Origin of the sequence: Streptomyces albireticuli (genome assembly GCF_002192455.1) — a bacterium.
Taxonomy (GTDB): domain Bacteria; phylum Actinomycetota; class Actinomycetes; order Streptomycetales; family Streptomycetaceae; genus Streptomyces; species Streptomyces albireticuli_B.
This window is the reverse complement of record NZ_CP021744.1, coordinates 3,133,023-3,158,456: the sequence shown is the minus strand read 5'-3', so window position 1 is coordinate 3,158,456 and position 25,434 is coordinate 3,133,023. Positions and strand designations below refer to the sequence as shown.

Annotated in this window: 16 protein-coding genes and 1 pseudogene; 13 read left to right on the top strand and 4 right to left on the bottom strand. The window is 74.9% G+C overall.

The annotated features are described in order from the left end of the window. Positions 1-182: 182 nt before the first annotated feature. Positions 183-1,796, bottom strand: a complete 1,614-nt coding sequence (locus SMD11_RS13270) for a DUF5691 domain-containing protein (RefSeq protein ID WP_087926660.1) — start codon at positions 1,794-1,796, stop codon at positions 183-185. Between the two features lie 238 nt (positions 1,797-2,034). Then, positions 2,035-3,168, bottom strand: coding sequence for a hypothetical protein (locus SMD11_RS13265; RefSeq protein WP_087930480.1), 1,134 nt, complete (start codon positions 3,166-3,168; stop codon positions 2,035-2,037). 126 nt (positions 3,169-3,294) lie between these two features. On the opposite strand from SMD11_RS13265, the gene SMD11_RS13260 reads away from it, so the two are divergent. The 6 genes and pseudogenes from SMD11_RS13260 to SMD11_RS36370 all read left to right on the top strand — a co-directional run bounded on the left by SMD11_RS13260 (position 3,295) and on the right by SMD11_RS36370 (position 14,713). Further along, positions 3,295-4,395, top strand: coding sequence for an ATP-binding protein (locus tag SMD11_RS13260; protein ID WP_234366023.1), 1,101 nt, complete (start codon positions 3,295-3,297; stop codon positions 4,393-4,395). Further along, positions 4,392-7,157, top strand: a complete 2,766-nt coding sequence (locus SMD11_RS13255) for a DUF5682 family protein (protein WP_234366022.1) — start codon at positions 4,392-4,394, stop codon at positions 7,155-7,157. The genes SMD11_RS13260 and SMD11_RS13255 overlap by 4 nt, the downstream gene beginning before the upstream one ends. Then, positions 7,154-8,433, top strand: a pseudogene (locus SMD11_RS13250) (VWA domain-containing protein). The gene SMD11_RS13255 and the pseudogene SMD11_RS13250 overlap by 4 nt, the downstream one beginning before the upstream one ends. Before the next feature lie 305 nt (positions 8,434-8,738). Next, a complete protein-coding gene (gene sucC, locus SMD11_RS13245; protein ID WP_087930479.1) occupies positions 8,739-9,917 on the top strand; it encodes an ADP-forming succinate--CoA ligase subunit beta in 1,179 nt (392 codons plus the stop codon). Positions 9,918-9,937: 20 nt separating this feature from the next. Continuing rightward, positions 9,938-10,822, top strand: coding sequence for a succinate--CoA ligase subunit alpha (sucD, locus tag SMD11_RS13240; protein ID WP_087926658.1), 885 nt, complete (start codon positions 9,938-9,940; stop codon positions 10,820-10,822). A 279-nt stretch (positions 10,823-11,101) separates the two neighbouring features. Further along, a complete protein-coding gene (locus SMD11_RS36370; RefSeq protein ID WP_087926657.1) occupies positions 11,102-14,713 on the top strand; it encodes a DUF6350 family protein in 3,612 nt (1,203 codons plus the stop codon). A 503-nt stretch (positions 14,714-15,216) separates the two neighbouring features. Here SMD11_RS36370 and SMD11_RS36365 read toward each other — a convergent pair. Beyond that, on the bottom strand, positions 15,217-16,005 hold the full coding sequence (locus SMD11_RS36365; protein ID WP_234366021.1) for a hypothetical protein: 789 nt from the start codon (positions 16,003-16,005) through the stop codon (positions 15,217-15,219). A gap of 482 nt (positions 16,006-16,487) precedes the next feature. Between SMD11_RS36365 and purN the strand changes: the two genes are divergently transcribed. Continuing rightward, positions 16,488-17,126 carry a phosphoribosylglycinamide formyltransferase gene (gene purN / locus SMD11_RS13225; RefSeq protein WP_087926656.1) on the top strand — a complete coding sequence of 213 codons (639 nt, stop codon included), beginning with the start codon at positions 16,488-16,490 and terminating at the stop codon, positions 17,124-17,126. A 41-nt stretch (positions 17,127-17,167) separates the two neighbouring features. Continuing rightward, the gene (gene purH, locus SMD11_RS13220) at positions 17,168-18,730 is read left to right on the top strand and encodes a bifunctional phosphoribosylaminoimidazolecarboxamide formyltransferase/IMP cyclohydrolase (RefSeq protein WP_087930477.1); all 1,563 of its coding nucleotides are present in this window, start codon (positions 17,168-17,170) and stop codon (positions 18,728-18,730) included. 99 nt (positions 18,731-18,829) lie between these two features. Here the strand turns inward: purH and SMD11_RS13215 are convergent, their stop codons facing one another. Beyond that, positions 18,830-19,465: an RDD family protein gene (locus SMD11_RS13215; RefSeq protein WP_087926655.1), complete on the bottom strand. Its 636-nt coding sequence runs from the start codon at positions 19,463-19,465 to the stop codon at positions 18,830-18,832. A 201-nt stretch (positions 19,466-19,666) separates the two neighbouring features. Between SMD11_RS13215 and SMD11_RS13210 the strand changes: the two genes are divergently transcribed. The 5 genes from SMD11_RS13210 to SMD11_RS13190 all read left to right on the top strand — a co-directional run bounded on the left by SMD11_RS13210 (position 19,667) and on the right by SMD11_RS13190 (position 25,274). Continuing rightward, positions 19,667-20,536 (top strand): bifunctional methylenetetrahydrofolate dehydrogenase/methenyltetrahydrofolate cyclohydrolase, encoded by an 870-nt coding sequence (locus SMD11_RS13210; RefSeq protein WP_087926654.1) that lies wholly within the window; start codon positions 19,667-19,669, stop codon positions 20,534-20,536. Continuing rightward, positions 20,526-20,936 carry a DUF3017 domain-containing protein gene (locus tag SMD11_RS13205; RefSeq protein ID WP_087926653.1) on the top strand — a complete coding sequence of 137 codons (411 nt, stop codon included), beginning with the start codon at positions 20,526-20,528 and terminating at the stop codon, positions 20,934-20,936. The genes SMD11_RS13210 and SMD11_RS13205 overlap by 11 nt, the downstream gene beginning before the upstream one ends. 157 nt (positions 20,937-21,093) lie before the next feature. Beyond that, positions 21,094-22,323 carry an NADP-dependent isocitrate dehydrogenase gene (locus SMD11_RS13200; RefSeq protein WP_087926652.1) on the top strand — a complete coding sequence of 410 codons (1,230 nt, stop codon included), beginning with the start codon at positions 21,094-21,096 and terminating at the stop codon, positions 22,321-22,323. Positions 22,324-22,857: 534 nt separating this feature from the next. Then, positions 22,858-23,979 carry a helix-turn-helix domain-containing protein gene (locus SMD11_RS13195; protein WP_087926651.1) on the top strand — a complete coding sequence of 374 codons (1,122 nt, stop codon included), beginning with the start codon at positions 22,858-22,860 and terminating at the stop codon, positions 23,977-23,979. A gap of 305 nt (positions 23,980-24,284) precedes the next feature. After that, positions 24,285-25,274 (top strand): malate dehydrogenase, encoded by a 990-nt coding sequence (locus SMD11_RS13190; RefSeq protein WP_087926650.1) that lies wholly within the window; start codon positions 24,285-24,287, stop codon positions 25,272-25,274. Positions 25,275-25,434: the final 160 nt, after the last annotated feature.

Below are 25,434 nucleotides of genomic sequence, written 5' to 3'. Positions count from 1 at the left end.
CGTTGGGTTTTCCCCTACCCGCCCCTTCCCGGATGTCCTCAATCGCCGGACGGGCTGAAATCAGCCCGTCCGGCGCTTGAGGACACCGCGCGAAGCAGCGGAAAAGGGGGCCCGGGGCGGAGCCCCCGGTTACGGGAAAGGGCGGGTAGGGGACAAAGCCCCGCGCAGCGGCCCGGCACCGGTCACCCCGCGAGCTCCGCCCACATCGTCGCCCGCAACCGCAACGTCCCCACCAGCCGCTGAAACGCCTCCGACCAGTACGCCGCCGCACCCGGCGCCCCCGCCGGCTCCGGCGAGTCCTCCGGAAGCGCCGTGAGCACCTCCAGGCGGTCCGCCTGCGCGGGGTCCAGGCAGCGCTCGGCGAGGCCCATCACCCCGCTGAAGCTCCAGGGGTAGCTGCCCGCGTCCCGCGCGATGTCGAGGGCGTCGACGACCGCGCGGCCCAGCGGCTCCGCCCAGGGCACCGCGCACACCCCCAGCAGCCGGAACGCGTCCGAGAGCCCGTGCACGGCGACGAAGTCCGCCACCCACTCCGCCCGCTCCCCGGGCTCCAGCGCGGAGAGCAGTCTCGCCGGGTCCTTCCAGGACGAACCCTCCGCCGTGGGCGGCGCCGTGGCGGGCCCGAGCAGGGCCCGGGACCAGGCCGCGTCCCGCTGCCGGACGGCGGCCCGGCACCAGGCCGCGTGCAGATCCGGCTGCCAGCCGTCCGCGACGGGCAGCGCCACGACCTCCTCCGGGCCCAGACCGCCGAACCGCTCGCACCACACGGCCGGCGGGGTCGCCGCCACGACCTGCGTCAGCCACCACGACCGCTCGCCGCGCCCGTTCGGCGGCTTGGGGGAGACGCCGTCGCGCTGCATCCCCTTGTCGCACTCGTGCGGCGCCTCGACGACGATCCGTACGGCGCCGTCCGTACGCTCCAGGGCGACGCAGCTCCGCGCCCGTTCGGCCATCCGCGCGGCGAGCGCGGAGCCGGGCAGCGCCGTCAGCAGCTCGGCCGCCGTGGCCCGGACGTTGCGGCTGCGGTCGGACAGGGCGCGCTCCAGGAACGGCTCGTCGTCCGGGGAGAGTTCCGGGCGCAGCCCGTCGAGGAACATCAGGCGGTCCTCGGCCCGCTCGGCCGCCCAGGTGCCCGCGAGCAGTTCCCGGCCCGCCGCCGGGTCCCGCCGCCGTAGAGCGGCCAGGGCGGAGACGCGCTCGGCGAAGAGGCCCTCCTCCCAAAGGCGCTGTGCCGCCTCGGCGTCCCCGCCGCCCGCCGGTGCCCCGGCGGAGCGGCGAACGGGCGGTGAGCCGTCGGGGCCCGCGCGCAGCGCGTACTTCCACTGAGGGTTCAGCCCGGCCAGCCACCGGGCCCGCGGCCCGCCGAGGGTGAGGGCCGCCGCCCGGAGGTCGGTGCGCGCCCGCCCCGCTTCGAGCAGCGCGGGCAGCAGCGGGGCCGGGGCGCGGTACCCGTGCCGATCGGCGGCGGCCAGCCACTGGGGCAGCAGCTCCGTGAGATCGGGCGCGGCCCCGCGCCGCCCGCCCCCCTGGCCGGGCGCGGACCGGTCGGCGAGCAGCAGCGCCAGCCGCCGCCGCGCCGCGGGCGGCGGCTCCGGCCGAGGATCCTCCGGCGCGACCCCGGGCCGCTCCCGCACCACGGCGGGCCGTAGCCCGGCCCGCCGCCGCACGGTGTGCAGGGCGGCGGCGTCCAGGAGCGCGGCGGCGCCGTCCTGGCCGGGCCGGGGAGGGATGGGCGGGGTGCGCCGCCCGGTGCCGAGCAGGGCGGCGGAGAGGAGGTCGTCCCAGGTGACGGTCATGGGGTTGCCTTTCCTGTGAGGGGCCCTGCCAGGGGCCGTTCGACGAAGCGAGACCTGCGTGAAATCCAGCCCGTCCGGCGTGTGAGGACACCGCGCGTCAGCGCGGAAAAGGGGGCCCGGGGACTTGCCCCCGCCACGCGGCGGAGCCGCACATCGGATACAGCGGGAAGGGGCGGGGCCGGGGAAGAGCCCGCCGCAGGCGCCGACCACCCACAGACGAACACCCACCCGCACCACCTCAGAGCGGCACCGGCCCGGACCCACCCACCCCCCACACCCCCAACGGCACCACCCCCCGGAACCCGCACTCCCCGAACACCGTCACCGCCTCACCCCCCGACACCGCCGCCAACTGCCACACCGCTGCCCGGCCGCCCTGCCGCGCGTCCACCGGCACCCCCGCCTCCCCCTCCTCGTCCACCAACTGCCAGTCACCCGACGGCATCCGCACCGGTATCACCGGGCCGAGCACGACCGGCCAGCTCTCCAGCCAGGGGTCGTCCCGCAGCGCCTCCCCGTACGCGGCGAGGGCCGCCGCGACGCCACCGGCGGGAGGGGGTCCGGGGCTCGGGACGGGCGCCGAGTGGCGCGTGCCCAGCGCCGCCCGCAGGGGGCGCGCGGAGGGGTGATAGGCGAGCTCGGCGTCGAGCGAGACACCGGCCGGGAAGGAGAGCTCCGGCGGCCGCCCCACGGGCCCGTACGACAGGAGCAGCGCCATCCGGCCCGTCCGCCGGCCGCGCAGCCAGACGCGGCGGGTGATCAGCCGGCCGTCGTCGGCGTCCTGCTGGGCCAGGGCCAGCCAGTCGTCGCGGACCGGCGCCGAGGTCGCGAGCAGCGTCGCCGTGTCCGCCGTGATGCCGACGCGCGCCCGGACCGTCGCGGCCAGCGCCTCCGGCAGCTCGTCGACCCGCAGATATCCCTGGTTGAGGGTGTGCAGCAGGGCGCACTCCTCCAGCAGCCGCGAAGCCCGGTCCGCTCCCGCGCCGGACCCCGCCACCGACGCCAACTCCCTTACCCGCGAGGCCAGGCCGGGCGCCTGGGCGTCGACCATGCGGGCCGCCGTCTCGTCCCACCTGTCGTACGCCGACGCCTCCGCGGACGCGAGGCCGCCGCGCAGCAGATCGGCGAGCCGCTGCTCCAACTCCGAGGCACCGGACGCGATCCGGGCCGCGCGGCGCTCCGCGCGCCGCCGCGCCGCTTCCCCGCCCGCCCCGGGCGCGCCCCCGGCGGGCGCCCCCGCGCCCGCATCCGGACATGCCGTCCCCGGGCGCGGTCCGGGCTCCGCGAGCTCCGCCCCCGCCATGCCTGATGGAGCGTCAGGCGCCGTCGCCGGCACCGCCTCCGCCGTCCTGCGTTCCCCCTGCGGATTCATGCCGTCAAAGCTACGGGCCCCCACTGACAATCGCCCTGACCTGCGCTTTCCCTTCCTCGGGGCCGATTGTCAGTGGGGTGGTGCAGTGTGGACGACGTACCCGGAACCGCACGACGAGGGGGACTTGTGACCGTGCCCGGAATCGCCACCGAAGCCCTGCGACCGCACGCGGAGGACGCCTTCGCCGAGGAGCTCGGGGCCCTCGCCGCGGCCGACGACCGCCCCAGGCCCGCGCGTTGGAAGCTGTCGCCGTGGGCGGTCGCCACGTATCTGCTCGGCGGCACGCTGCCCGACGGCGCGGTGATCACACCGAAGTACGTGGGCCCGCGCCGCATCGTCGAGGTCGCCGTCACCACGCTCGCCACCGACCGGGCGCTGCTCCTCCTCGGCGTGCCCGGCACCGCCAAGACCTGGGTCTCCGAGCACCTCGCCGCCGCGGTCAGCGGCGACTCCACCCTGCTCGTCCAGGGCACGGCCGGCACCCCGGAGGAGGCGATCCGCTACGGCTGGAACTACGCCCGGTTGCTCGCCGACGGCCCCAGCCGCGAGGCGCTCGTGCCCAGCCCCGTCATGCGCGCGATGGCCGGCGGCACCACGGTCCGGGTCGAGGAGCTCACCCGCATGCCCGCCGACGTGCAGGACACCCTCATCACCGTGCTGTCCGAGAAGACGCTTCCCATCCCCGAGCTGGGGCAGGAGGTGCAGGCCGTGCGCGGGTTCAACCTGATCGCCACGGCCAACGACCGGGACCGCGGGGTCAACGAGCTCTCCAGCGCCCTGCGCCGCCGCTTCAACACCGTCGTGCTGCCGCTGCCCGCCACGCCCGAGGCCGAGGTCGACATCGTCTCCCGGCGCGTCGGCCAGCTCGGCCGCTCCCTCGACCTGCCCGCCGTCCCCGACGGCGTCGACGAGATCCGGCGCGTCGTCACCGTCTTCCGGGAGCTGCGCGACGGCGTCACCACCGACGGCCGCACCAAGCTCAAGTCGCCCTCGGGCACGCTCTCGACCGCCGAGGCGATCTCCGTCGTCACGGGCGGCCTCGCCCTGGCCGCGCACTTCGGCGACGGCGTGCTGCGCGCCGGGGACGTGGCCGCCGGGATCCTGGGCGCCGTCGTCCGCGACCCGGCCGCCGACCGGCTCGTCTGGCAGGAGTACCTGGAGGCCGTCGTCCGCGAGCGCGAGGGCTGGCAGGACTTCTACCGCGCCTGCCGAGAGGTCTCCGCATGACCGGGCCCGCCGCCCCGGCGCTGCTCGGGGTGCGCCACCACGGCCCCGGCTCCGCGCGGGCCGTCCGGGCCGCGCTCGATCAGCGCCGGCCGGGCGCCGTGCTGATCGAGGGACCGCCCGAGGCGGACCCGCTCGTCCACCTCGCGGCCGACCCGGGGATGCGGCCCCCGGTGGCCCTGCTCGCCCATGTGCCGGAGGACCCCGGGCGCGCCGCGTTCTGGCCGTTCGCCGACTTCTCCCCGGAGTGGACCGCCCTGCGCTGGGCCCTGGACCACGGCGTGCCCGTGCGGTTCATCGACCTGCCCGTGACGCACACCCTCGCCCTGCGGGACCCCGACCGGGAGCCGGGACCGGAAGGGTCCGGCGCGCGGTCCGCGCCGGAAGCCGATCCACTGGCCGCCCTCGCGGCCGCCGCCGGTCACGACGACCCCGAGCTGTGGTGGGAGGACGCCGTCGAGCACCGCCGGGGCGGGGGCCCGGCCGGAGGCGACGCGCTCGCCCCCTTCGAGGCCCTCGCCGAGGCCATGACCGAACTGCGGGCCGGGTACGGCGAAGGAAACCGGGGTGGCCGTGATGAGGGCGGCCACGGCATCCGGGACGCCCTGCGCGAGGCGCACATGCGGCTGAAGCTGCGGGAAGCGCGCAGGGAGTTCGGCGACGGCATCGCCGCCGTCTGCGGCGCCTGGCACGTGCCGGCCCTCGCGGAGAAGCGCACGGTCGCCGAGGACCGCCAGGCGCTGAAGGGACTCCCCAAGGTCAAGGCCGAGATCAGCTGGGTGCCCTGGACCCACCGGCGCCTCGCCCGCCGCAGCGGCTACGGCGCGGGCATCGACTCGCCCGGCTGGTACGCCCATCTCTTCCACGCCCCCGACCGGCCCGTCGAGCGCTGGCTCACCGAGGTCGCGCGCCTGCTGCGGGAGGAGGACTTCCCGGTCTCCTCCGCGCACGTCATCGAGGCCGTACGGCTCGCGGACACCCTCGCCGCCCTGCGGGGCCGGCCGCTCGCCGGGCTCACCGAGACCACCGACGCGGCCCGGGCCGTGATGTGCGACGGCTCCGACGTCCCCCTCGCGCTCGTGCGGGAGCGGCTCGTCGTCGGCGACGCCCTGGGCGAGATCCCCGACGAGTCCCCCGCCACCCCCCTCCAGCGCGACCTCACCCGGCTCCAGCGCACCCTGCGCCTCAAGCCCGAGGCCGCGGAGCGGGACTGCGAGCTCGACCTCCGTAAGGACACCGACGCCGCCCGCAGCAGACTGCTGCACCGGCTGCGGCTCCTCGGCGTCGACTGGGGGGAACCGGTGCGCTCGCGCGGCGGCCTGGGCACCTTCCGCGAGACCTGGCGGCTCCGCTGGGAGCCGGAGCTGTCCGTGCGGGTGGCCGAGGCCGCCGCCTGGGGCACCACGGTGGAGGGCGCCGCGACCGCGAAGGCGGAGTCCCGGGCCGTCGCTGCCCCGGCCCTCGCCGACCTCACCTCCCTCGCCGAGCGCTGCCTGCTCGCCGGGCTGCCCGACGCCCTCCCCACCGTGATGCGCGTCCTCGCCGACCGCGCCGCGCTCGACACGGACGTCGCCCATCTGGCCAAGGCCCTTCCCGCACTCGTCCGCTCCGTCCGGTACGGCGATGTGCGCCGTACGGACGCCACGGCGCTCGGAGAGGTCGCGGCGGGCCTCGCCGAGCGCGTCTTCGTCGGCCTCCCCGCCGCGTGCGCGGGGCTCGACACGGACGCGGCGGCCGAGATGCGGGGACATCTGGACGCCGTGCACCAGGCGGTCGGCCTGCTGGCCGAGACCGGCCGGGCGCGTACGCCGGTGCCGCACGGCACGGAAGGAGCCGCACCGGGGCGGGTTCCCGAGGGTGGCCCGGGCCCCGTTCTCCCCGGCGGCACCGGCACCGGCACCGGCGCCGACCGTGACAGACAGGAGCGCTGGGCCGGGGTGCTCCGGGTGCTCGCCGAACGGGAGGGGCTGCCCGGAGAAATACGGGGCAGGGCCGCGCGGCTGCTGCTCGACGACCGGCGGCTGACCGAGGACAGGGCCGCCCGCCTCATGGGCCGCGCCCTCTCGGCCGGCACCGAGCCCGCCGGGGCCGCCGCCTGGATCGAGGGCTTCCTCGGCGACGGAAGCGCGGGCGGCATGCTGCTCGTCCACGACGAGAGCCTGCTCGCCCTCGTCGACGCCTGGCTCGTCGGCGTGCCGCCCGCCGCCTTCACGGCCGTCCTGCCGCTGCTGCGCCGCACCTTCTCCGCCTACGAGCCGGGGGTGCGCCGCACGCTCGGCGAGCTCGTCCGCCGGGGGAGTCCGGGCGGCCCGGGCAGCCGTCCGCCCTTGCCCGGCGGGCAGGACACCCGCGGCTTCGGCCCCGGGCTCGACGAGGAGCGGGCGGCGGCCGTCCTGCCGACGCTGCACGCGCTGCTGGGCACCGGACCGGATCCGGGCGGGGACGGAAGCGACGGCCGCGAGGGAAGCGGCGGGAGCGCACGAAGCGACGGTGGGTGCGACGGGCATGCCCTGGCCACAGCGCTGGACGGGGCGGACAGGGCGGACGGGGCGGACAGGGCGGACAGGGTGGACGGGACGTACGAAATGGCCGGGGCGGAGGAGAAGGACAGGACGGCCGGGGTGGACGGGACGTCCAGGACGGCCGGGGTGGGCCGGACGGACAGGACGGGCAGCACGACCGGGCCGGACCAGGCGGAGGAGGGGGCCGCCCCGCCCGCCGTGCTCGCCACCACCGGCGCGGCCATAGAGGGGACGGGACGATGAGGCCCACCGGGGCGACGACACCAGCGGCGGCCGGCGCAACGACCACGGTTGGCGGAACGACCACGGTTGGCGGAGCGCCCACGACCGACGGAACGACCACCGCCACCCCTCCCGCCGAGACGCCCGACCCCGCCGCCGAGCGGCTCCGCCGCTGGCGGCTGGTGCTCGGCGGCGAGGCGGACGCGGGCGGTCGCGGAGCCGCCGGTTCCGCGCTCGGCGGGGCGGACCTCGCCATGGACCGGACCCTGGAAGCCCTCTACGACACCGGGTCACCCACCGGCCCCGGCCGGCGCGAGGGTGGCCTGGGGAGTCCGCGCCCCGGGTCGCCCGCTGGCTGGGTGACATCCGGACGTACTTCCCGGCGTCCGTCGTCCAGGTGATGCAGCGCGACGCCATCGACCGGCTCGGTCTGGCCGCGCTGCTCCTGGAGCCCGAGACGCTGGAGGCGGTCGAGGCGGACGTCCACCTCGTCGGCACGCTCCTCTCGCTCAGCAGGGCCATGCCCGGGTCCACCAAGGAGACCGCGCGCGCCGTCGTCCGTAAGGTCGTCGAGGACCTGGAGAAGCGCCTCGCGCAGCGCACCCGCGCCACGCTGAACGGCGCGCTCGACCGCTCGGCCCGCGTCGCCCGGCCCCGCCACCACGACATCGACTGGAACCGCACCGTCCGGGCGAACCTCAAGAACTATCTGCCCGAGCACCGCACGGTCGTGCCGGAGCGCCTGATCGGCTACGGCCGCGCGGCGCGGTCGGTGCGGAAGGAGGTCGTCCTCTGTGTGGACCAGTCCGGCTCGATGGCCGCCTCCGTCGTCCACGCCGCCGTCTTCGGGGCCGTCCTCGCCTCGACACGCTCCCTGGACACCCGCCTCGTCGTCTTCGACACCTCCGTCGTCGACCTCACCGACCAGCTGTCCGACCCGGTCGACGTGCTCTTCGGCACCCGGCTCGGCGGCGGCACCGACATCAACCGCGCCCTCGCCTACTGCCAGTCGCGCATCACCCGGCCGACGGAAACCGTCGTGGTCCTCATCAGTGATCTTTACGAGGGCGGGATCCGGAACGAGATGCTCAAACGCGTCGCCGCCATGAAGGCGTCCGGCGTGGAGTTCGTGGCGCTGCTCGCACTCTCCGACGAGGGCGCGCCCGCCTACGACCGGGACCACGCGGCGGCCCTGGCGGCCCTCGGCGCACCCGCCTTCGCCTGTACGCCCGACCTCTTCCCCGAGGTGATGGCGGCCGCGCTGGAGAAGCGGCCCCTGCCGATACCCGAGCCCTGACAAGGGCATGACGGGGCGGGAAGGCGGGGACGGGGGCGCGCGGAGCACCCCCGCGGCGCCCGGACGGACCAGTCGCCCGGCTCCGGACGGGTGACGGCCGGTAGCCGCTCTGTGAGCGTAATCACGGCCAGAGTGTGACCTGCGATTTAGGGACCTCCGTCCCACGGGGATAACCTGCGAGACGGACATGCCGCGTCAACGGTGAACGTGTGCCGCCCTCGTCAAAGATCGCGTCCTCACGCTGCCCTGCGGCACGCCCGCGCAGACAACGAACCGCGATATCCATGGAAAAGGGACTGACGCGCGTGGACCTGTTCGAGTACCAGGCGAGGGACCTCTTCGCCAAGCACGGTGTACCGGTGCTGGCCGGTGAAGTCATCGACACGCCTGAGGCGGCGCGCGAGGCCACCGAGCGGCTGGGCGGCAAGTCGGTCGTCAAGGCGCAGGTGAAGGTCGGCGGCCGCGGCAAGGCCGGCGGCGTGAAGCTGGCCGCCACGCCGGACGAGGCCGTCGCCCGCGCGACGGACATCCTCGGCATGGACATCAAGGGCCACACGGTCCACAAGGTGATGATCGCCGAGACCGCTCCCGAGATCGTCGAGGAGTACTACGTCTCGTACCTCCTCGACCGCACCAACCGCACCTTCCTGGCCATGGCCTCGGTGCAGGGCGGCATGGACATCGAGGAGGTCGCGGAGAAGACCCCCGAGGCCCTCGCGAAGGTCCCGGTCGACTCCAACGAGGGTGTGACGATCGAGAAGGCCCGCGAGATCGTCGCCCAGGCGAAGTTCCCGGCCGAGGTGGCCGAGAAGGTCGCCGAGGTCATGGTGACCCTGTGGAAGACCTTCGTCGCCGAGGACGCGCTCCTCGTCGAGGTCAACCCGCTCGCCAAGGTCGCCGGCGGCGACATCCTGGCCCTCGACGGCAAGGTCTCGCTCGACGAGAACGCCGACTTCCGCCAGCCGGAGCACGAGGCGCTCGAGGACAAGGCCGCGGCCAACCCCCTCGAGGCCGCCGCCAAGGCCAAGGGCCTCAACTACGTCAAGCTCGACGGTGAGGTCGGCATCATCGGCAACGGCGCGGGTCTCGTCATGAGCACCCTCGACGTCGTCGCCTACGCCGGTGAGAACCACGGCAACGTCAAGCCGGCCAACTTCCTCGACATCGGTGGTGGCGCCTCCGCCGAGGTCATGGCCAACGGTCTTGAGATCATCCTCGGCGACCCGGACGTCAAGTCCGTGTTCGTCAACGTCTTCGGTGGCATCACCGCCTGTGACGAGGTCGCCAACGGCATCGTCCAGGCCCTGGAGCTGCTCAAGAGCAAGGGCGAGGCCGTCACCAAGCCGCTCGTCGTGCGCCTCGACGGCAACAACGCGGAGCTGGGTCGCAAGATCCTGTCCGACGCCAACCACCCGCTCGTGCAGCGCGTGGACACCATGGACGGCGCGGCCGACAAGGCCGCCGAGCTGGCTGCGGCTAAGTAAAGGACGAGGACTCCACAACCATGGCTATCTTCCTCACCAAGGACAGCAAGGTCATCGTCCAGGGGATGACCGGCGCCACGGGCATGAAGCACACCAAGCTCATGCTGGCCGACGGCACCAACATCGTCGGTGGCGTGAACCCGCGCAAGGCCGGCACGTCCGTCGACTTCGACGGCACCGAGGTCCCGGTCTTCGGCTCCGTCAAGGAGGCGATGGAGAAGACGGGCGCCGACGTGTCCGTCCTCTTCGTCCCGCCGGCCTTCGCCAAGGCCGCCGTCGTCGAGGCGATCGACGCCGAGATCCCGCTGGCCGTCGTCATCACCGAGGGCATCGCGGTGCACGACTCCGCCGCCTTCTGGGCGTACGCCTCGGCCAAGGGCAACAAGACCCGGATCATCGGCCCGAACTGCCCCGGTCTGATCACCCCGGGCCAGTCCAACGCCGGCATCATCCCGGGCGACATCACCAAGCCCGGCAAGATCGGTCTCGTGTCCAAGTCCGGCACGCTGACCTACCAGATGATGTACGAGCTCCGTGACATCGGCTTCACCTCGGCCGTCGGCATCGGTGGCGACCCGGTCATCGGCACCACGCACATCGACGCCCTGGAGGCCTTCGAGGCCGACCCGGAGACCGAGCTGATCGTCATGATCGGTGAGATCGGCGGCGACGCCGAGGAGCGTGCGGCCGACTTCATCAAGGCCAACGTCACCAAGCCGGTCGTCGGCTACGTCGCGGGCTTCACCGCCCCCGAGGGCAAGACGATGGGCCACGCCGGTGCGATCGTGTCCGGTTCCTCCGGCACCGCGCAGGCGAAGAAGGAGGCCCTCGAGGCCGCGGGCGTGAAGGTCGGCAAGACGCCGTCCGAGACCGCCCGTCTCGCGCGCGCCGCGCTCAGCGCCTGAGTCCTGGCCCGGCCGCACGACCCCGGACCGCGGCGGTGACCGCGGCCCGGACCGTACGTTCGCGTGGCCCGTGGGCCCGTACCTCTCACGAGGTGCGGGCCCACACCCGTTTCCGAACCGGGGCATAAGGGGACCTGGGGCGACACGACGGCCATTTGCCCGTTACCCGTACGAAAGCATTGTTGTTGGCAGCATGGCCCTGTGAGCCCTGTGACTCCGTATGCCGAGCACACCCCCTCGTTCCCCGCGCGCGGCCGCTCCGCCGTGCACGGGCCACCCATGACGGCGGGCACGGTGTTCCTCGGCGGGATGCTCGCCGCGGGGCTGGGGCTGGGCGCGCTCGCCGTGGCCGTACTGCTGCTCTGGATCTCCTCCCCCTACCCCGACAGCGGGCCCGCCGGTGCCCTGCGCATCGCCGCCGACCTGTGGCTCCTGGCGCACGGCGCCGAGCTCGTACGGACCGAGACGCTCTCCGGGGGGACCGCGCCGGTCGGCCTGACGCCGCTGCTGACCTCCGTCCTGCCGTGCTGGCTGCTCTACCGGGCGGCCCGGCACGCCCTGGAGCGGACGGGCGACCCCAGGGAGGCCGCGGGCGGCCGTGGTGCGGGGGGTATCGATGTGGTCGAAGCGCTGGACGGGGCCGGCAGGGGTGACGGGGCGGTCAGGGCCGACGGGACGGGTGAGTCCGGTGGAGGCACCGGCGCCGACGGGGCCGACGGAGCCGACGGGCTCCCGGAGAAGTCCGGTCACACCGACGGAAACGGGCACGCCTACGACCCCGACGATCCGCTCCCGCCCCGCACGGTGGCACTCGCCCTGCTCGGCGGCTACCTCCTCGTGGCCACGGCCGCGGTGCTCTACGCCTCTTCCGGCCCCCTGCGGGCCGCGCCGCTGAGCGCGCTGCTCCACCTGCCGCTGGTCGCCGGCGCGTCCATCGGCCTCGGGGTGTGGACGGCGCTCGGCCGTCCGGGTGGAACCGCCCCCGCGTTCGCCCGCGGCACGCTCCAGGCCCTGCCCAAGCGGGTCCGGGCCGCCTTCACCCGCCCCCGGCTGACCGCCGTCGCCCGGGTCGGCGCCGTCGGCACGGCGGCCCTGCTCGCCGCCGCCGCGCTGCTGCTCGCCGGTTCGCTCGCCGTGCACGCGAGCGACGCGCGGGAGTCGCTGCTCCAGATGACGGTGGCCTGGTCCGGCCGGGTGGCCGTGGTGCTGCTGTGCGTGGCGCTGGCCCCGAACGCCGTGGTCTGGACGGTGGCCTACGGGCTCGGGCCCGGCTTCACGGTCGGCGCGGGCAGTGTGATCGCCCCGCTGGGCGTGACCGACCACCCGATGCTGCCGAGGTTCCCGCTGCTCTCGGCCCTGCCGGCGGAGGGCGACCCCGGGCCGCTGCTCTACGCGGCCGCGATCGCCGTACCGGTCGCGGCGGGCGTCGCCATCGCGTACGCCGCCGTGCCGGGCGGCGCGGTGCCGCTGGGCCGCTCGACGTTCCTGGGCACCGCGCTGACCGCCGCGTGCGGCGCCGCGGTCTGTGCCGTGGTGACGACGTTCCTGGCGTACGCGGCGTCCGGCGCCCTCGGCGACGGCGCGCTCGCGGTCTTCGGCCCGCCGTGGCGGCAGGTCGGGATGTCGGCGGCCACCTGGACGGCCGCGATCGGGGTCCCCGGCGCGCTGATCCTGCGCTGGCTGCGCCGCCGGGCGGTCCGCGCGGCGCGGCGCGAGGCCAGGTCGCGGCAGTACGGCGCCGCGGTACCGGCCTGGTCGCGGGGGCCGGTGGCCGCGCTGGGCCTCACGCCCCTGCCCGACCCGTCGGAGGCGCCGGCCCCGGTGGCGGCCCGCGAGTCGCGCGCTCCCCGCCGCCGACTCGGCGCCGCGGCCCTGCGGGGCCTGGCCGCGTGGCTGGGCTTCGGCACCCACCCGGAGCCGTCCCCGGCCGCCGCGGCACCCGCGTCGGCCACGGAGGTCACGGTGGGCCTGGGCTCGGTGGCGGGCCCGGCGCCTGCGGGCGCCCCGGCGAAGGCGGGCGCGCCGTTTTGGCGGTGGGGGAGAGGCGGGGCGGCGGACGCCGGACCGGCCGGGCCGGAGGGCCCGGAAGAGCCGGCGGACGAGCTCCGGCAGGAGAGCGGGGAGCCGGCGGAGGACGTGGCGCCCGAGGACGCCGGGAGGAGCGAAGCCGGGGAGGAGACCGGCGAGGACGCCTTCCCGCGGTGGGCGCGGGCGGATGACGAGGTGGCCGTGGCCATGGATGAGGCCGAGGACGGCCTCCGACACCGAGGGCGGCAGGCCGCGGCGGTCGGCATTCCTGGTGAGGCCGACGGTCCGGAGGAGGTCCGGGACGGGTACCGGCAACGGGGAAGGCGGGCTGCCGCGGGTGCGGTGGCCGGGTTCCCAGGTGAGGCCGGTGGTCCGGACGACGTCGAGGACGGTTACTGGCAGCAGGAGGGTGCGGCGGCGGATGACGCGCCCGGCACCCCCGGTGAGACCGTCGGCGTGGACGAGGCCCGGGACGGCCTCCGGCAGCGGGCGAAGTGGGCGGCGGCGGATGCGGCGACGAGGGCTCCTGATGAAGCTGGCGGTCCGGGTGAGGCCCAGGACGGTTTCTGGCAGCGAGTGCGGCAGGCGGCGGAGGGCGTGGCGGCCGGGACTCCTGGTGAAGCCGGTGGTCCGGACGAGGCCCAGGACAGTTACCGGCAGCGAGTGCGGCAGGCGGTGGAGGGCGTGGCGGCCGGGACCCCTGAGGAGGCCGAGGGCTCGGACGAGGGACGGAACGGTTACTGGCAGCGGGCGAGCCGGGCAGCGGACGACTCGGCGGTCGAGGCCTCCGGTGAGGCCGACGGTGCGGACGAGGACCGGGACGGCTTCCGCCCGCAGGCGAGGTGGACCGCGGACGCGGTGACCGGGGTGCCCGGTGAGGCCGAGGGTCCGGGCGAGACCTGGGACTACGCGGCAGCCGTGCCCCCGGGCGAGGGCGACGGCACGGAGGAGGCCGGAGACGACTTCTGGCCGGCGGAGGAGCGGGACGCGGCGGCCGGGGCCTCTGCCGAGGGCCAGGATCCGGAGGTCCGCGGGGATGTGTTCCGGCAACGGGAACGGTGGGAGACGGCGGCCGGGGCGCCGGGTGACGCCGGGAGTCCCGCTCAGGGGGAGACTCCTGCTCAGGCCGGGCCCCACGCGGCATCCGGGGGCTCCGCTCAGGCCCGTACCCCCGCGCGCCCCGAAGGGCCCGCCCAGTCCGCCCAGGCCGACGGTCCGGAAGAGGCCGGGAGCCCGGAGAAGGCCGCGAGCGGCTCCCGGTGGCGTAGCCGGCGGGGCGCCGGTCCTCAGGGGGAGGCGGCTGACGGAACCGCAGGAGAGGCGGAAGCCCTCGCCGCGCGGGTGTTCCGCGGCCGGTGGCCCGGCATCGGCGCGCTCCGGGGTGCCACGGCGGGCGACGGTACGCCCCAGAGCGGCCCGGCGGGCAAGGCGGCCCGTAACCGCCCGGCGGTCGACCGCCCCACCCGGCGGCTCCGGCCACGCGGCGCGCCCCAGGACCCGGCGGCGGCCGGACCGCCCGTCCCGGCCGTGGCCGAGGAACTGCCCGTACGGCCGTCCCTGGAGGCGTCCCCCCGGCACGGTCCCCCGGACGCCGCGCACTCCGCCGCCGGACCCGTCTCCCCGCCGGCCGCCAAGCGGCCGCGGGCCCGTGGCTGGTGGCCGGGCCGGGCGAAGAAGGGCCGGCACGCGGCGCCGTGCGCGGGCCGGGGCGCGGCACCGGCCGAGGGCAAGGTCGTGGGCGGCACGCAGGCCTGGCACGACACGGGGGCCCGGCAGGTGCGGTGGGCGGCCCTCAAGGACTCGGGCGGCGGCCTGGTGCCGGACTTCGAACCCCGCGACCCGGCGGGCCCGGCCCCGGACTGACTCTCCCGGCTCCGGCCCCACCCCGGCTCAGCCCTTGCCCCGGCTCGGGCCCCTCTTCCCGGCCTCTGGCTCTGGCTCTGGCTCCGGCCTCTGGCTCTGGCCTCGGGCTCCGGCCTCTGGCTCGGGCCGCGGGCTCGGGCCTCGGGCTCGGGCCCCGGCCTCCGGCCCCGGCCTCCGGCCTGGTCCCGGCCTCGATCTGGCCTTGGCTTCGACCCTTGGCCGCGCGCCCGGCCTTCCCTGGCCCCGACCTGCCCTCGGCCCCGACCCTCAGCTTCGGCCCCGGCCCTGATCCCGGCCCGCCCTCTGCCCCGTCCCAGCCTCGCCCGCCCCGCCCCGCCCTCTCCCCGCCCCAGGCCTCACCTACACACCGGCCCGGGCCCGCCCCCAACCCAAAAATGCCGGGCGGGCCGGAAAGAATCCGGCCCGCCCGGCGATCCAGCCCGTCCGGCGCCTGAGGACAGCATCGGGAAGGGGCGGGTAGGGGAAAACCCCCACCCCCGACCTCAGTCCCGCGCCCCCAGCAGCGGCCGCAGTTCCTTCGGCAGATGGTTCTCGCACGCCTGCCGCGACGTCTGCGTCAGCGCGTCGTCCACACACGTGTAGTAGTCGCTGTACACGATCTGGAAGAGGAACGTCGCCGCCACGATCGCCAGTGCCAGCCCACCCGTGACCAGGCCGCTCACCGCCGCCGTGGTCTGCGGCCGGAACGCGCCCGGCACGCCGGGGCCGCCCGCCGCGCCCGGCGCACCCGCCGTGCCGGGGGCCGCCGGCCCGTCCGGGTCAGGCCGACGTGGTGTGGCCTTGGCGCGGAGGGAGCTGATGCCCCAGTAGAGGGAGAGGGCGCCGAGCAGGAGGGCCACCTGGGGGATGCTGAAGAGGGCGAAGAAGAAGCCCCACATGCCCGCCAGAAGGGCATAGCGGGCGCGCCGCTGTGCCGGGTCCGTCGGGTCCCAGCGCAGGCCGCTGCCCCCGCCCGGGCCCCCGCCAGGGCCTCCGCCGGGGCCGCCCCCGGGACCGCCGCCCGGCGGGCGGCCGCCGCCGAAGCCGCCGTCATGGCGCCCGGGCTGCCGGCTGCTCCACTGGCTGCCCCACACCGGCGGCTGCCCGCCGTCCTGCTGCCCCGTGCCGTCCTGCGACCCGGTGCCGTCCTCGCCGCCCTGGCCGTCCTCGCGCCCCTCCGGGCGCTCACGCGGCTCCCAGGGGCGGTCCGGCCGCCCCTCCGGCGGGGGCGCGAAGGGGTTGTCGTCCCGCTGTTCGTCCGGGGACTGCGAGGACGGGCGCTCGTGCGACATCCGGGCGTTCCTCATCGCCGGCCTCCCGCGGACTCCGTGGACGCGGACTCCGTGGACACGGTGGGTCCCGAGGGCCCCGCGGACTCCATGGACGCGGTGGGCAGCGCGAGGTGGTGAGCCGCGTGGCGGCGTCGGTCCGGCATGTGGAGTGTGTCTTCCCCTTGTGTCGTCGTCCTGCACACGTCTCGTGTCGTCGTCCTGCGCACGGCGCGCCGACGTGTCCCGTACGCCAGAACGTGACCGCATGACGTACTGCACACCGAACGTACGGCGTCGCGCTCGGATTCCTCGCGCTTTGCCCGCGCTTTCCGTGCGCTGCTTCCAGACGCTACCTTCCGCGGCCGCCCCCGTCCCGTGGGGGCCGTTCCGCGTGCCGGTATCGTTGCTGGCGGTCGGCGGCTTCGTAGGGTCCCCCGTATCCGGGGACCCCTCACTCTCGTACGACCATACAAACCGCATCACCCGCGAGAAAGGGCCCCGCTGTGGCCTCCCCGCCTCCCGCGTCCCCGTCGCCCGCACGGCTCGTCGTGCTGGTCTCCGGCTCGGGCACCAATCTCCAGGCCCTGCTCGACGCGATCGCCGCGGACCCGGACGGCTTCGGCGCCCGGATCGTGGCCGTGGGCGCCGACCGGGACGGCATCGCCGGCCTGGAGCGCGCCGAGCGCGCCGGGCTGCCGGTCTTCGTGTGCCGGGTGAAGGACCACGCGGACCGGGACGCCTGGGACCGGGCGCTGACCGAGGCGACCGCCGCGCACGCGCCGGACCTCGTGGTCTCCGCCGGCTTCATGAAGATCCTGGGCAAGGAGTTCCTGGACCGCTTCGGCGGCCGGGTGGTCAACACCCATCCGGCCCTGCTGCCCAGCTTCCCGGGCGCCCACGGCGTGCGCGACGCGCTCGCGTACGGCGCGAAGGTGACCGGCTGCACCGTCCACTTCGTCGACGACGGCGTCGACACCGGCCCGATCATCGCGCAGGGCGTGGTGGAGGTCCGGGACGAGGACGACGAATCCGCGCTGCACGAGCGGATCAAGGAAGTCGAGCGAGCGCTGCTCGTCGATGTCGTGGGGCGTCTGGCCCGCGACGGCTATCGCATAGAGGGACGAAAGGTAAGAATCCCGTGACCGTCGAAGCTACGACCTCCGAAGGTACGACCCCCGAGGGCGTGACCGCTGAAGGTACGAAGCGGCCCATCCGGCGCGCGCTGGTCAGCGTCTACGACAAGACGGGGCTGGCGGAGCTGGCCCGCGGTCTGCACGCGGCGGGCGTCCAGCTCGTCTCGACCGGCTCGACGGCCGGGCGGATCGCGGAGGCCGGTGTCCCGGTCACCAAGGTCGAGGAGCTGACCGGCTTCCCCGAGTGCCTGGACGGCCGGGTGAAGACGCTGCACCCGCGCGTGCACGCCGGCATCCTCGCCGACCAGCGCCTCGCCTCGCACCGCGAGCAGCTCACCGAGCTGGGCGTGGAGCCCTTCGAGCTCGTGATCGTCAACCTCTACCCCTTCCGCGAGACCGTCGCGTCGGGCGCCGCGCCCGACGAGTGCGTCGAGCAGATCGACATCGGCGGCCCCTCGATGGTCCGCGCCGCCGCCAAGAACCACCCCTCCGTCGCCGTGGTCGTGAACCCCGACCGCTACGCCGACGTGCTGAAGGCCGCCGCCGACGGGGGCTTCGACCTCGGGCAGCGCAAGCGGCTCGCCGCCGAGGCGTTCCAGCACACCGCCGCCTACGACGTGGCCGTGGCCAACTGGTTCGCCGCCGACTACGCCGCCGACGAGGGCGACTGGCCGGACTTCACCGCCGTCACCTACGCCCGCAAGCAGGTCCTGCGCTACGGCGAGAACCCGCACCAGGCCGCCGCGCTCTACACCGACGGCTCGGGCAAGGGCCTCGCCTACGCCGAGCAGCTGCACGGCAAGGAGATGTCGTACAACAACTACGTCGACACCGAGGCCGCCCGCCGGGCGGCGCACGACCACACCGAGCCCTGTGTCGCGATCATCAAGCACGCCAACCCGTGCGGCATCGCGGTCGGTTCGGACGTCGCCGAGGCGCACCGTAAGGCGCACGCCTGCGACCCGCTGTCCGCGTTCGGCGGCGTCATCGCCGTCAACCGCCCGGTGTCCGTCGCGATGGCCGAGCAGGTCGCCGAGATCTTCACCGAGGTCGTCGTCGCGCCCGGCTACGAGGACGGCGCCGTCGAGGTGCTGGCCCGCAAGAAGAACATCCGCGTGCTGCGCTGCGCCGACAGCCCCGAGGCGGGCGCGGAGTACCGCTCCGTCGAGGGCGGCGCGCTCGTCCAGGCCAAGGACCGGCTCCAGGCCGAGGGCGACGACCCGGCGAACTGGACGCTGGCCACGGGCGAGGCGCTGGCCGCCGGCGAGCTGGCCGAGCTGGCCTTCGCGTGGCGCGCCTGCCGCGCCGTGAAGTCGAACGCGATCCTGCTGGCCAAGGACGGCGCGACCGTCGGCGTCGGCATGGGCCAGGTCAACCGCGTGGACTCCGCGAAGCTGGCCGTCCAGCGGGCGGGCGAGGAGCGCGCCCAGGGCTCGTACGCCGCCTCGGACGCCTTCTTCCCCTTCCCGGACGGGCTGGAGGTGCTGACCGCCGCCGGCGTCAAGGCCGTGGTGCAGCCGGGCGGTTCGGTCCGCGACGAGCAGGTCGTGGAGGCCGCGAAGGCGGCGGGCGTGACGATGTACTTCACGGGGACGCGTCACTTCTTCCACTGATCTCCCACCGGGCCGTACGCCGTACGTACGCGAAAGCCGCGCCCCGAAAGTTTCGGGGCGCGGCCTCGGCGTGCGCGCGGGACGTGCTCGACGGATGTCTCAGCGCGTGCGGATGACGACCGTGCCGATCATCTTGTCGGCCCAGGTCTGGTTCTTCTCGTCCCACAGCGGCCACAGGTAGCCCAGGTTGAGCGGGATGCCGTCGACGATGTGGGCGAGGTTGCGCACGAAGGCCATGCCGAAGCCGGTCGGCTGGCCGTCGCGCTCGCGCACCACGGCGATGTTCATCATCTTCTTGCCGACCGTCTGGCCGGTCTTGCCCTGGCGGTAGAGCATCCACAGGCTGAGACCGAAGCCGAGGAGGCCGCCGACGGCCATCAGCGCCATGCCCGTGCCGATGGCGCCGGTGGAGGGCTCGCAGGTGCTGGCCACGGTGTTGGTGGTGCTGTCCACGCAGTCGGCGTAGGACATCACGATCATGACGATGCCGATGATCATGAAGGCGAACGGGATCAGGCCGAGCAGCAGGCCGTCGATCAGCGTCGCGGCGACGCGCGACCACCAGCCGGCCAGCGGCGGACGCTGCTGCATGACGGGCGCGCCCTGAGGGTAACCGCCCTGCGGGTAGCCGTAGCCCGCCGCCTGCTGCGGGAACGGCGCGTACGGCTGGCCGGGCTGCTGGGGCTGCTGCGGGTACTGGGGGTACTGCGGGGGCTGCTGGGGCGGGTAGGTCACCTGGTGATCCTTCGAGCGGTCTCGGGGTGGGACGAGCCGGGACCGCGCGGGGCAGGAGACGTGCGGGGACAGTGGCCGCCCGGCCCCCGACAGTCGCGGCTACTCCGATCATCGTGACATACGGCACTGACAGCGTCACACGTCCGCGAGCGGCCGTGACCTGACTGGAATGAGTGCCACCCCATCCGCGAGGATGGGGGCATGACCGCCCAGATTCTCGATGGCAAGGCCACCGCCGCCGCGATCAAGTCCGAACTCACCACCCGCGTGGAGGCGCTGAAGGCCGAGGGCGTCACGCCCGGCCTGGGCACCCTCCTCGTCGGCGACGACCCCGGCAGCAAGTGGTACGTGGCCGGGAAGCACCGTGACTGCGCCCAGGTCGGCATCGCGTCGATCCAGCGCGAACTGCCCGACACCGCCACGCAGGAGGAGATCGAGGCAGTCGTCCGCGAGCTCAACGACAATCCCGACTGCACCGGCTACATCGTCCAACTCCCGCTGCCCAAGGGCATCGACACCAACCGCGTGCTGGAGCTGATGGACCCGGCCAAGGACGCGGACGGCCTCCACCCCACCAACCTCGGCCGCCTCGTCCTCAACGAGACCGGCCCGCTGCCCTGCACCCCGCACGGCATCGTCGAGCTGCTGCGCCGCCACGACGTGGAGATCAACGGCGCGCACGTCGTGGTCGTCGGCCGCGGCATCACCGTCGGCCGTTCGATCGGCCTCCTGCTGACCCGCAGGTCCGAGAACGCCACGGTCACCCTCTGCCACACCGGCACCCGTGACCTCTCGGCGCAGCTGCGCCAGGCGGACATCATCGTCGCCGCGGCCGGCGTACCGCACCTGATCAAGCCCGAGGACGTCAAGCCGGGCGCGGCCATCCTCGACGTCGGCGTCAGCCGCGACGAGAACGGCAAGATCGTCGGCGATGTCCACCCGGGCGCCGCCGAGGTGGCCGGCTGGGTCGCCCCCAACCCGGGCGGCGTGGGCCCGATGACCCGGGCGCTGCTGCTGGTCAACGTGGTGGAGGCCGCCGAGCGCGCCGCCGGAATCGGCAATGCGGGCTGAGTCCGGCGGCGGGCGGCCCGGCAGGTCGCGCCGCTTCCAGCTCACGCGCGACACCGCCCGCCCCGAGGGGGGCGGGCGGGCCGCCCCGGGCGACGCCCCGGCCCCGGCCCGGCAGTGGCCGCTGCTGACGGTGCTGGGCGTGACGGGCCTGGGCCTGCTGGTGGTCTCCCTGGACGCGTTCCGGGTCGGGACGCTGCTGATCGGGCTGGCGATGGTCGGCGGCGCGGTGCTGCGGTGGGCGCTGCCCTCGGTCGGCATGCTCGCGGTCCGGTCCCGGTTCACGGACATGATCACGTACGGGGGGCTGGGGGCGGCGATCCTGCTGCTCTCGCTGATGGCGCAGCCGCACCCGTGGCTGAAGATCCCGTTCCTGGAGGACGTGCTGCACTTCACGGTGTAGCGGGGCGGGCGGTCTCTCCCGGGGGCGTCCGGCCCCCGGGTCCGGGCCCCCGGGCGCCGCGCGCGGGGCCGGGGCCGGCGCGCGAAAGGCGCCCCGGAGGCACCCCGGAGGCGGAGCCTCCGGTTATGGGAAGCGGCCGGGCGGGGAAAGGACCCCCATGGCCAAGATCAAGGTAGCCGAGCCCGTCGTCGAGCTCGACGGCGACGAGATGACCCGCATCATCTGGTCCTTCATCAAGGACAAGCTGATCCTCCCGTACCTCGACATCGAGCTGAAGTACTTCGACCTGGGCATCGAGCACCGCGACGCCACCAGCGACCAGGTGACCGTCGAGGCCGCCAAGGCCGTCCAGGAGTACGGCGTCGGAGTGAAGTGCGCCACGATCACCCCGGACGAGGCGCGGGTCGAGGAGTTCGGCCTCAAGGCGATGTACCGCTCGCCCAACGGCACCCTCCGCAACCTCCTCGGCGGCGTGATCTTCCGCGAGCCGATCATCATCGCGAACGTGCCCCGGCTGGTCCCGGGGTGGACCAGGCCGATCGTCGTCGGCCGTCACGCCTTCGGTGACCAGTACCGCGCCACCGACCTCAAGATCCCCGGGCCGGGCACCCTCACCATGACCTTCACCCCGGCGGACGGCTCGGAGCCGCTGGAGGTCGAGGTCCACGAGTTCCCGGGGCCCGGGGTCGCGCTGTCGATGTACAACCACGACGCGTCGATCCGCGACTTCGCGAGGGCCTCGTTCCGCTACGGCCTCACCCGTGGCTACCCGGTCTACCTGTCCACCAAGAACACGATCCTCAAGAAGTACGACGGCCGCTTCAAGGACCTCTTCCAGGAGGTCTTCGACGCCGAGTTCAGGGCGGAGTTCGAGGCGAAGGGCCTCACCTACGAGCACCGGCTGATCGACGACATGGTCGCCGCGGCGCTGAAGTGGGCGGGCGGTTACGTCTGGGCCTGCAAGAACTACGACGGGGACGTCCAGTCCGACACGGTCGCGCAGGGCTTCGGCTCGCTCGGCCTGATGACCTCCGTGCTGATGTCGCCGGACGGGCGGACCGTCCTGGCCGAGGCCGCGCACGGCACGGTCACCCGCCACTACCGCCGGCACCAGCAGGGCAAGGCGACCTCGACCAACCCGATCGCGTCGGTCTTCGCCTGGACCCGCGGCCTGGCGCACCGGGGAACGCTCGACGGCACCCCCGAGGTCACCCGGTTCGCGGAGACCCTGGAGAAGGTCTGCGTGGAGACGGTCGAGGGCGGCCGGATGACCAAGGACCTGGCGCTGCTGATCTCCAAGGACGCCCCCTGGCTGACCACGGAGCAGTTCCTGGACGCGCTGGACGAGAACCTGAGGAACCGGCTGGGACAGGGGGCGGCGCTCTGAAACCCGGGGAGCGGGGGGACGGGCTGTTTCCGGCCGGTTCCGGCACCGCCGCGGGGAGCCATGGGCTGTGAGCCGTGGGCACAGTGGCCCGCACCGCCTCGCACGCGATCCTGTGCGGGATCTCGTACGCGATGCGGACCACCGCTCTCTGCGGGTTGAGCGGCCGCGGTGGCCCGTCCTCCACCCCCGTGGGGGGACGGGCCACCGCCCACTCCAGAGGATCTTGACCCCGGCGGGCCGTTTCAAGATCCCCCGGTGCCCTGTGGCCCGGAGGTGACTGTTCCGGTACGAGGTCCCTGTCGTGTACCAGTTGTGCGGCGGATGTGACAAGGGCGCATACCGGGACAGCCGTTCGCCCCAAATGCCCCCGTGCGCCCCCTGCTGGGGAACTGCCGCGCCGAGTTGCGGCATCCCCCTGGGTAGCCAGCACCGAAGACTGTGGACGGGCGCCGCGGCGACGGGCCGCGGCGCGACACGGCCGGGCACGGGCAGGGCCCGCGCCCGGCGCACGTACCGGGGGAGCAGGGGAGGACAATGCCTCGCTGGAGGGCGTTACCGGAGGAACTCGATCCGCAGGTCCGGGAGTTCACCGAACAGCTGCGCAGACTCGTCGAGCGCAGCGGGCTGAGCATCAGCGCCGTCGCGGACCGCACGGGGTACAGCAAGACGTCGTGGGAGCGCTATCTGAACGGCCGGCTGCTCTCGCCGCGCGGGGCCGCGGAGGCCCTGGCCGAGGTGACCGGCACCGACGTCGGCCATCTGAGCACCATGTGGGAGCTGGCCGAGCGGGCCTGGAGCCGCTCGGAGCTGCGGCACGACGTGACGCTGGAGGCGATGCGGGTCGCCCGGGCGCGGGCCGCGCTGGGCGAGTTCGGCCCGCCCCCGGCGGCGCGGGCGGGCGCGGGCGCCCGGGAGCAGGGCGCGCTGCGCTCGGAGCCGCTGTGCCGGGAGCCGCGGCTGCCGGACCCCCGCCCGCCGGACCGCCCGGAAGCCGTCGCGGAGGGCATACGGGCCGCCCCGGCCGTCCCGGCGGCCCAGGCCCCGGCTCCCCGCCCGCCCGTGCCCCGTGCGCCCGTACCGCCGGACTACCGGGCGAGCGCCATCCCCGCCCCGGCGCCGGGCGCGCCGCGCCGCCGGGTCGGCCTGTTCGTCACCGGCGTCGTCGGCGCGCTGCTCGTCGTCGCGGCGGCCGTCCTGCTGCTGGGCACGGGCGACCGCGGGGCGGACGGGGACACGGCGGCGGTCACGCCGAGCGCGAGCACCGTGGCGAATCTGCCCGCCGGGGTGAAGTGCGCGGGCGCCGGCTGCGCCGGCAAGGACCCGGAGGCCATGGGCTGCGGCGGCGCCCGCGCCACGACGGCCGGCTCCGCCACGGTCGGCTCGTCCTACGTCGAGGTGCGCTACAGCGCCGTCTGCGGCGCCGCGTGGGGCCGCATAACGCGGGCGGCCGTCGGCGACGCCGTGCGGATAAGCGCCCGTGCCCAGGGCTCGGCCCCGGCGCGTACGGAGTCCGGGCGCGTCGTCCGCGACGCCGACGGCTACACCCCCATGGTCGCGGTCGCCGCCCCGGGCCAGGCGACGGCCTGCGCCACGCTGGCGGCGGGCCCCCAGGGCTGCACGGTCCCGCGCGCGGCCTCGCCGGGCACGGCGGGCTGAACCTGGCCGAAAACCCCCGCACGCCCCGCACCCCGCCCCGTACGCCCGGGCCGTGGCCCGTACGCCCGTCCCACGGCCCGTCCACGGCCCGTACACGCCCGCCGAAGCGCCCTGACGCGTCGGCGGGCGTCCCGCGTGGTCCCCCTCGCCGCCGGGCCGGCGGCGCCACGGTGAGGCGTCCCACACGGGGGCGGCGGTTCAGGCGGTGCGCGGTCGGATAGCCTGACGCCGGATCTCTTGACACCGAGAGAGATCCTCACAAATGGGCAGGGACACCCAACCCCAGTTCGCAGCAGGAGATCGCCATGACCCGCACTCCCGTCAATGTCACCGTTACCGGCGCGGCCGGTCAGATCGGCTACGCGCTGCTCTTCCGCATCGCCTCCGGTCACCTCCTCGGCGCGGACGTGCCGGTCAAGCTGCGGCTGCTGGAGATCCCGCAGGGCCTGAAGGCCGCCGAGGGCACCGCCATGGAGCTCGACGACTGCGCCTTCCCGCTGCTCCGCGGCATCGAGATCACCGACGACCCGAACGTGGCGTTCGACGGTGCGAACGTGGCCCTCCTCGTCGGCGCCCGCCCCCGCACCAAGGGCATGGAGCGCGGTGACCTCCTGGAGGCCAACGGCGGCATCTTCAAGCCCCAGGGCAAGGCCATCAACGACCACGCCGCGGACGACATCAAGGTCCTCGTCGTCGGCAACCCGGCCAACACCAACGCCCTGATCGCCCAGGCCGCCGCCCCGGACGTGCCGCGCGAGCGCTTCACCGCGATGACCCGCCTGGACCACAACCGCGCGGTCTCGCAGCTGGCGCAGAAGACCGGTGTGTCGGTCGCCGACGTCAAGCGTCTGACGATCTGGGGCAACCACTCCGCCACCCAGTACCCGGACATCTTCCACGCCGAGGTCGCCGGCAAGAACGCCGCCGAGGCCGTGAACGACGAGAAGTGGCTGGCCGAGACCTTCATCCCGACCGTCGCCAAGCGCGGCGCCGCGATCATCGAGGCCCGTGGCGCCTCCTCGGCCGCCTCCGCCGCCAACGCCGCGATCGACCACGTCCACACCTGGGTCAACGGCACCGCCGCCGGCGACTGGACCTCCATGGGCATCCCGTCGGACGGCTCCTACGGCGTCCCCGAGGGCATCATCTCGTCCTTCCCCGTCACCACGAAGGACGGCGCGTACGAGATCGTCCAGGGCCTGGACATCAACGAGTTCTCCCGCGCCCGCATCGACGCCTCCGTCAAGGAGCTCGTCGAGGAGCGCGACGCGGTCCGCGGTCTGGGCCTCATCTGATCCACCGAGCCACGGGCTCCGGCCCGCGGAACGTTCCAGGGGTGTGCCCCCGGCGGCTTCGGCCGCCGGGGGCACACCCCTTTCCGCGTGTTCCCGCACGCCGGTGCGGGCCGGCGTCGGCGGCGCGGCGGTCTTCGCGAGTGCGTGATCAGTAATTCTG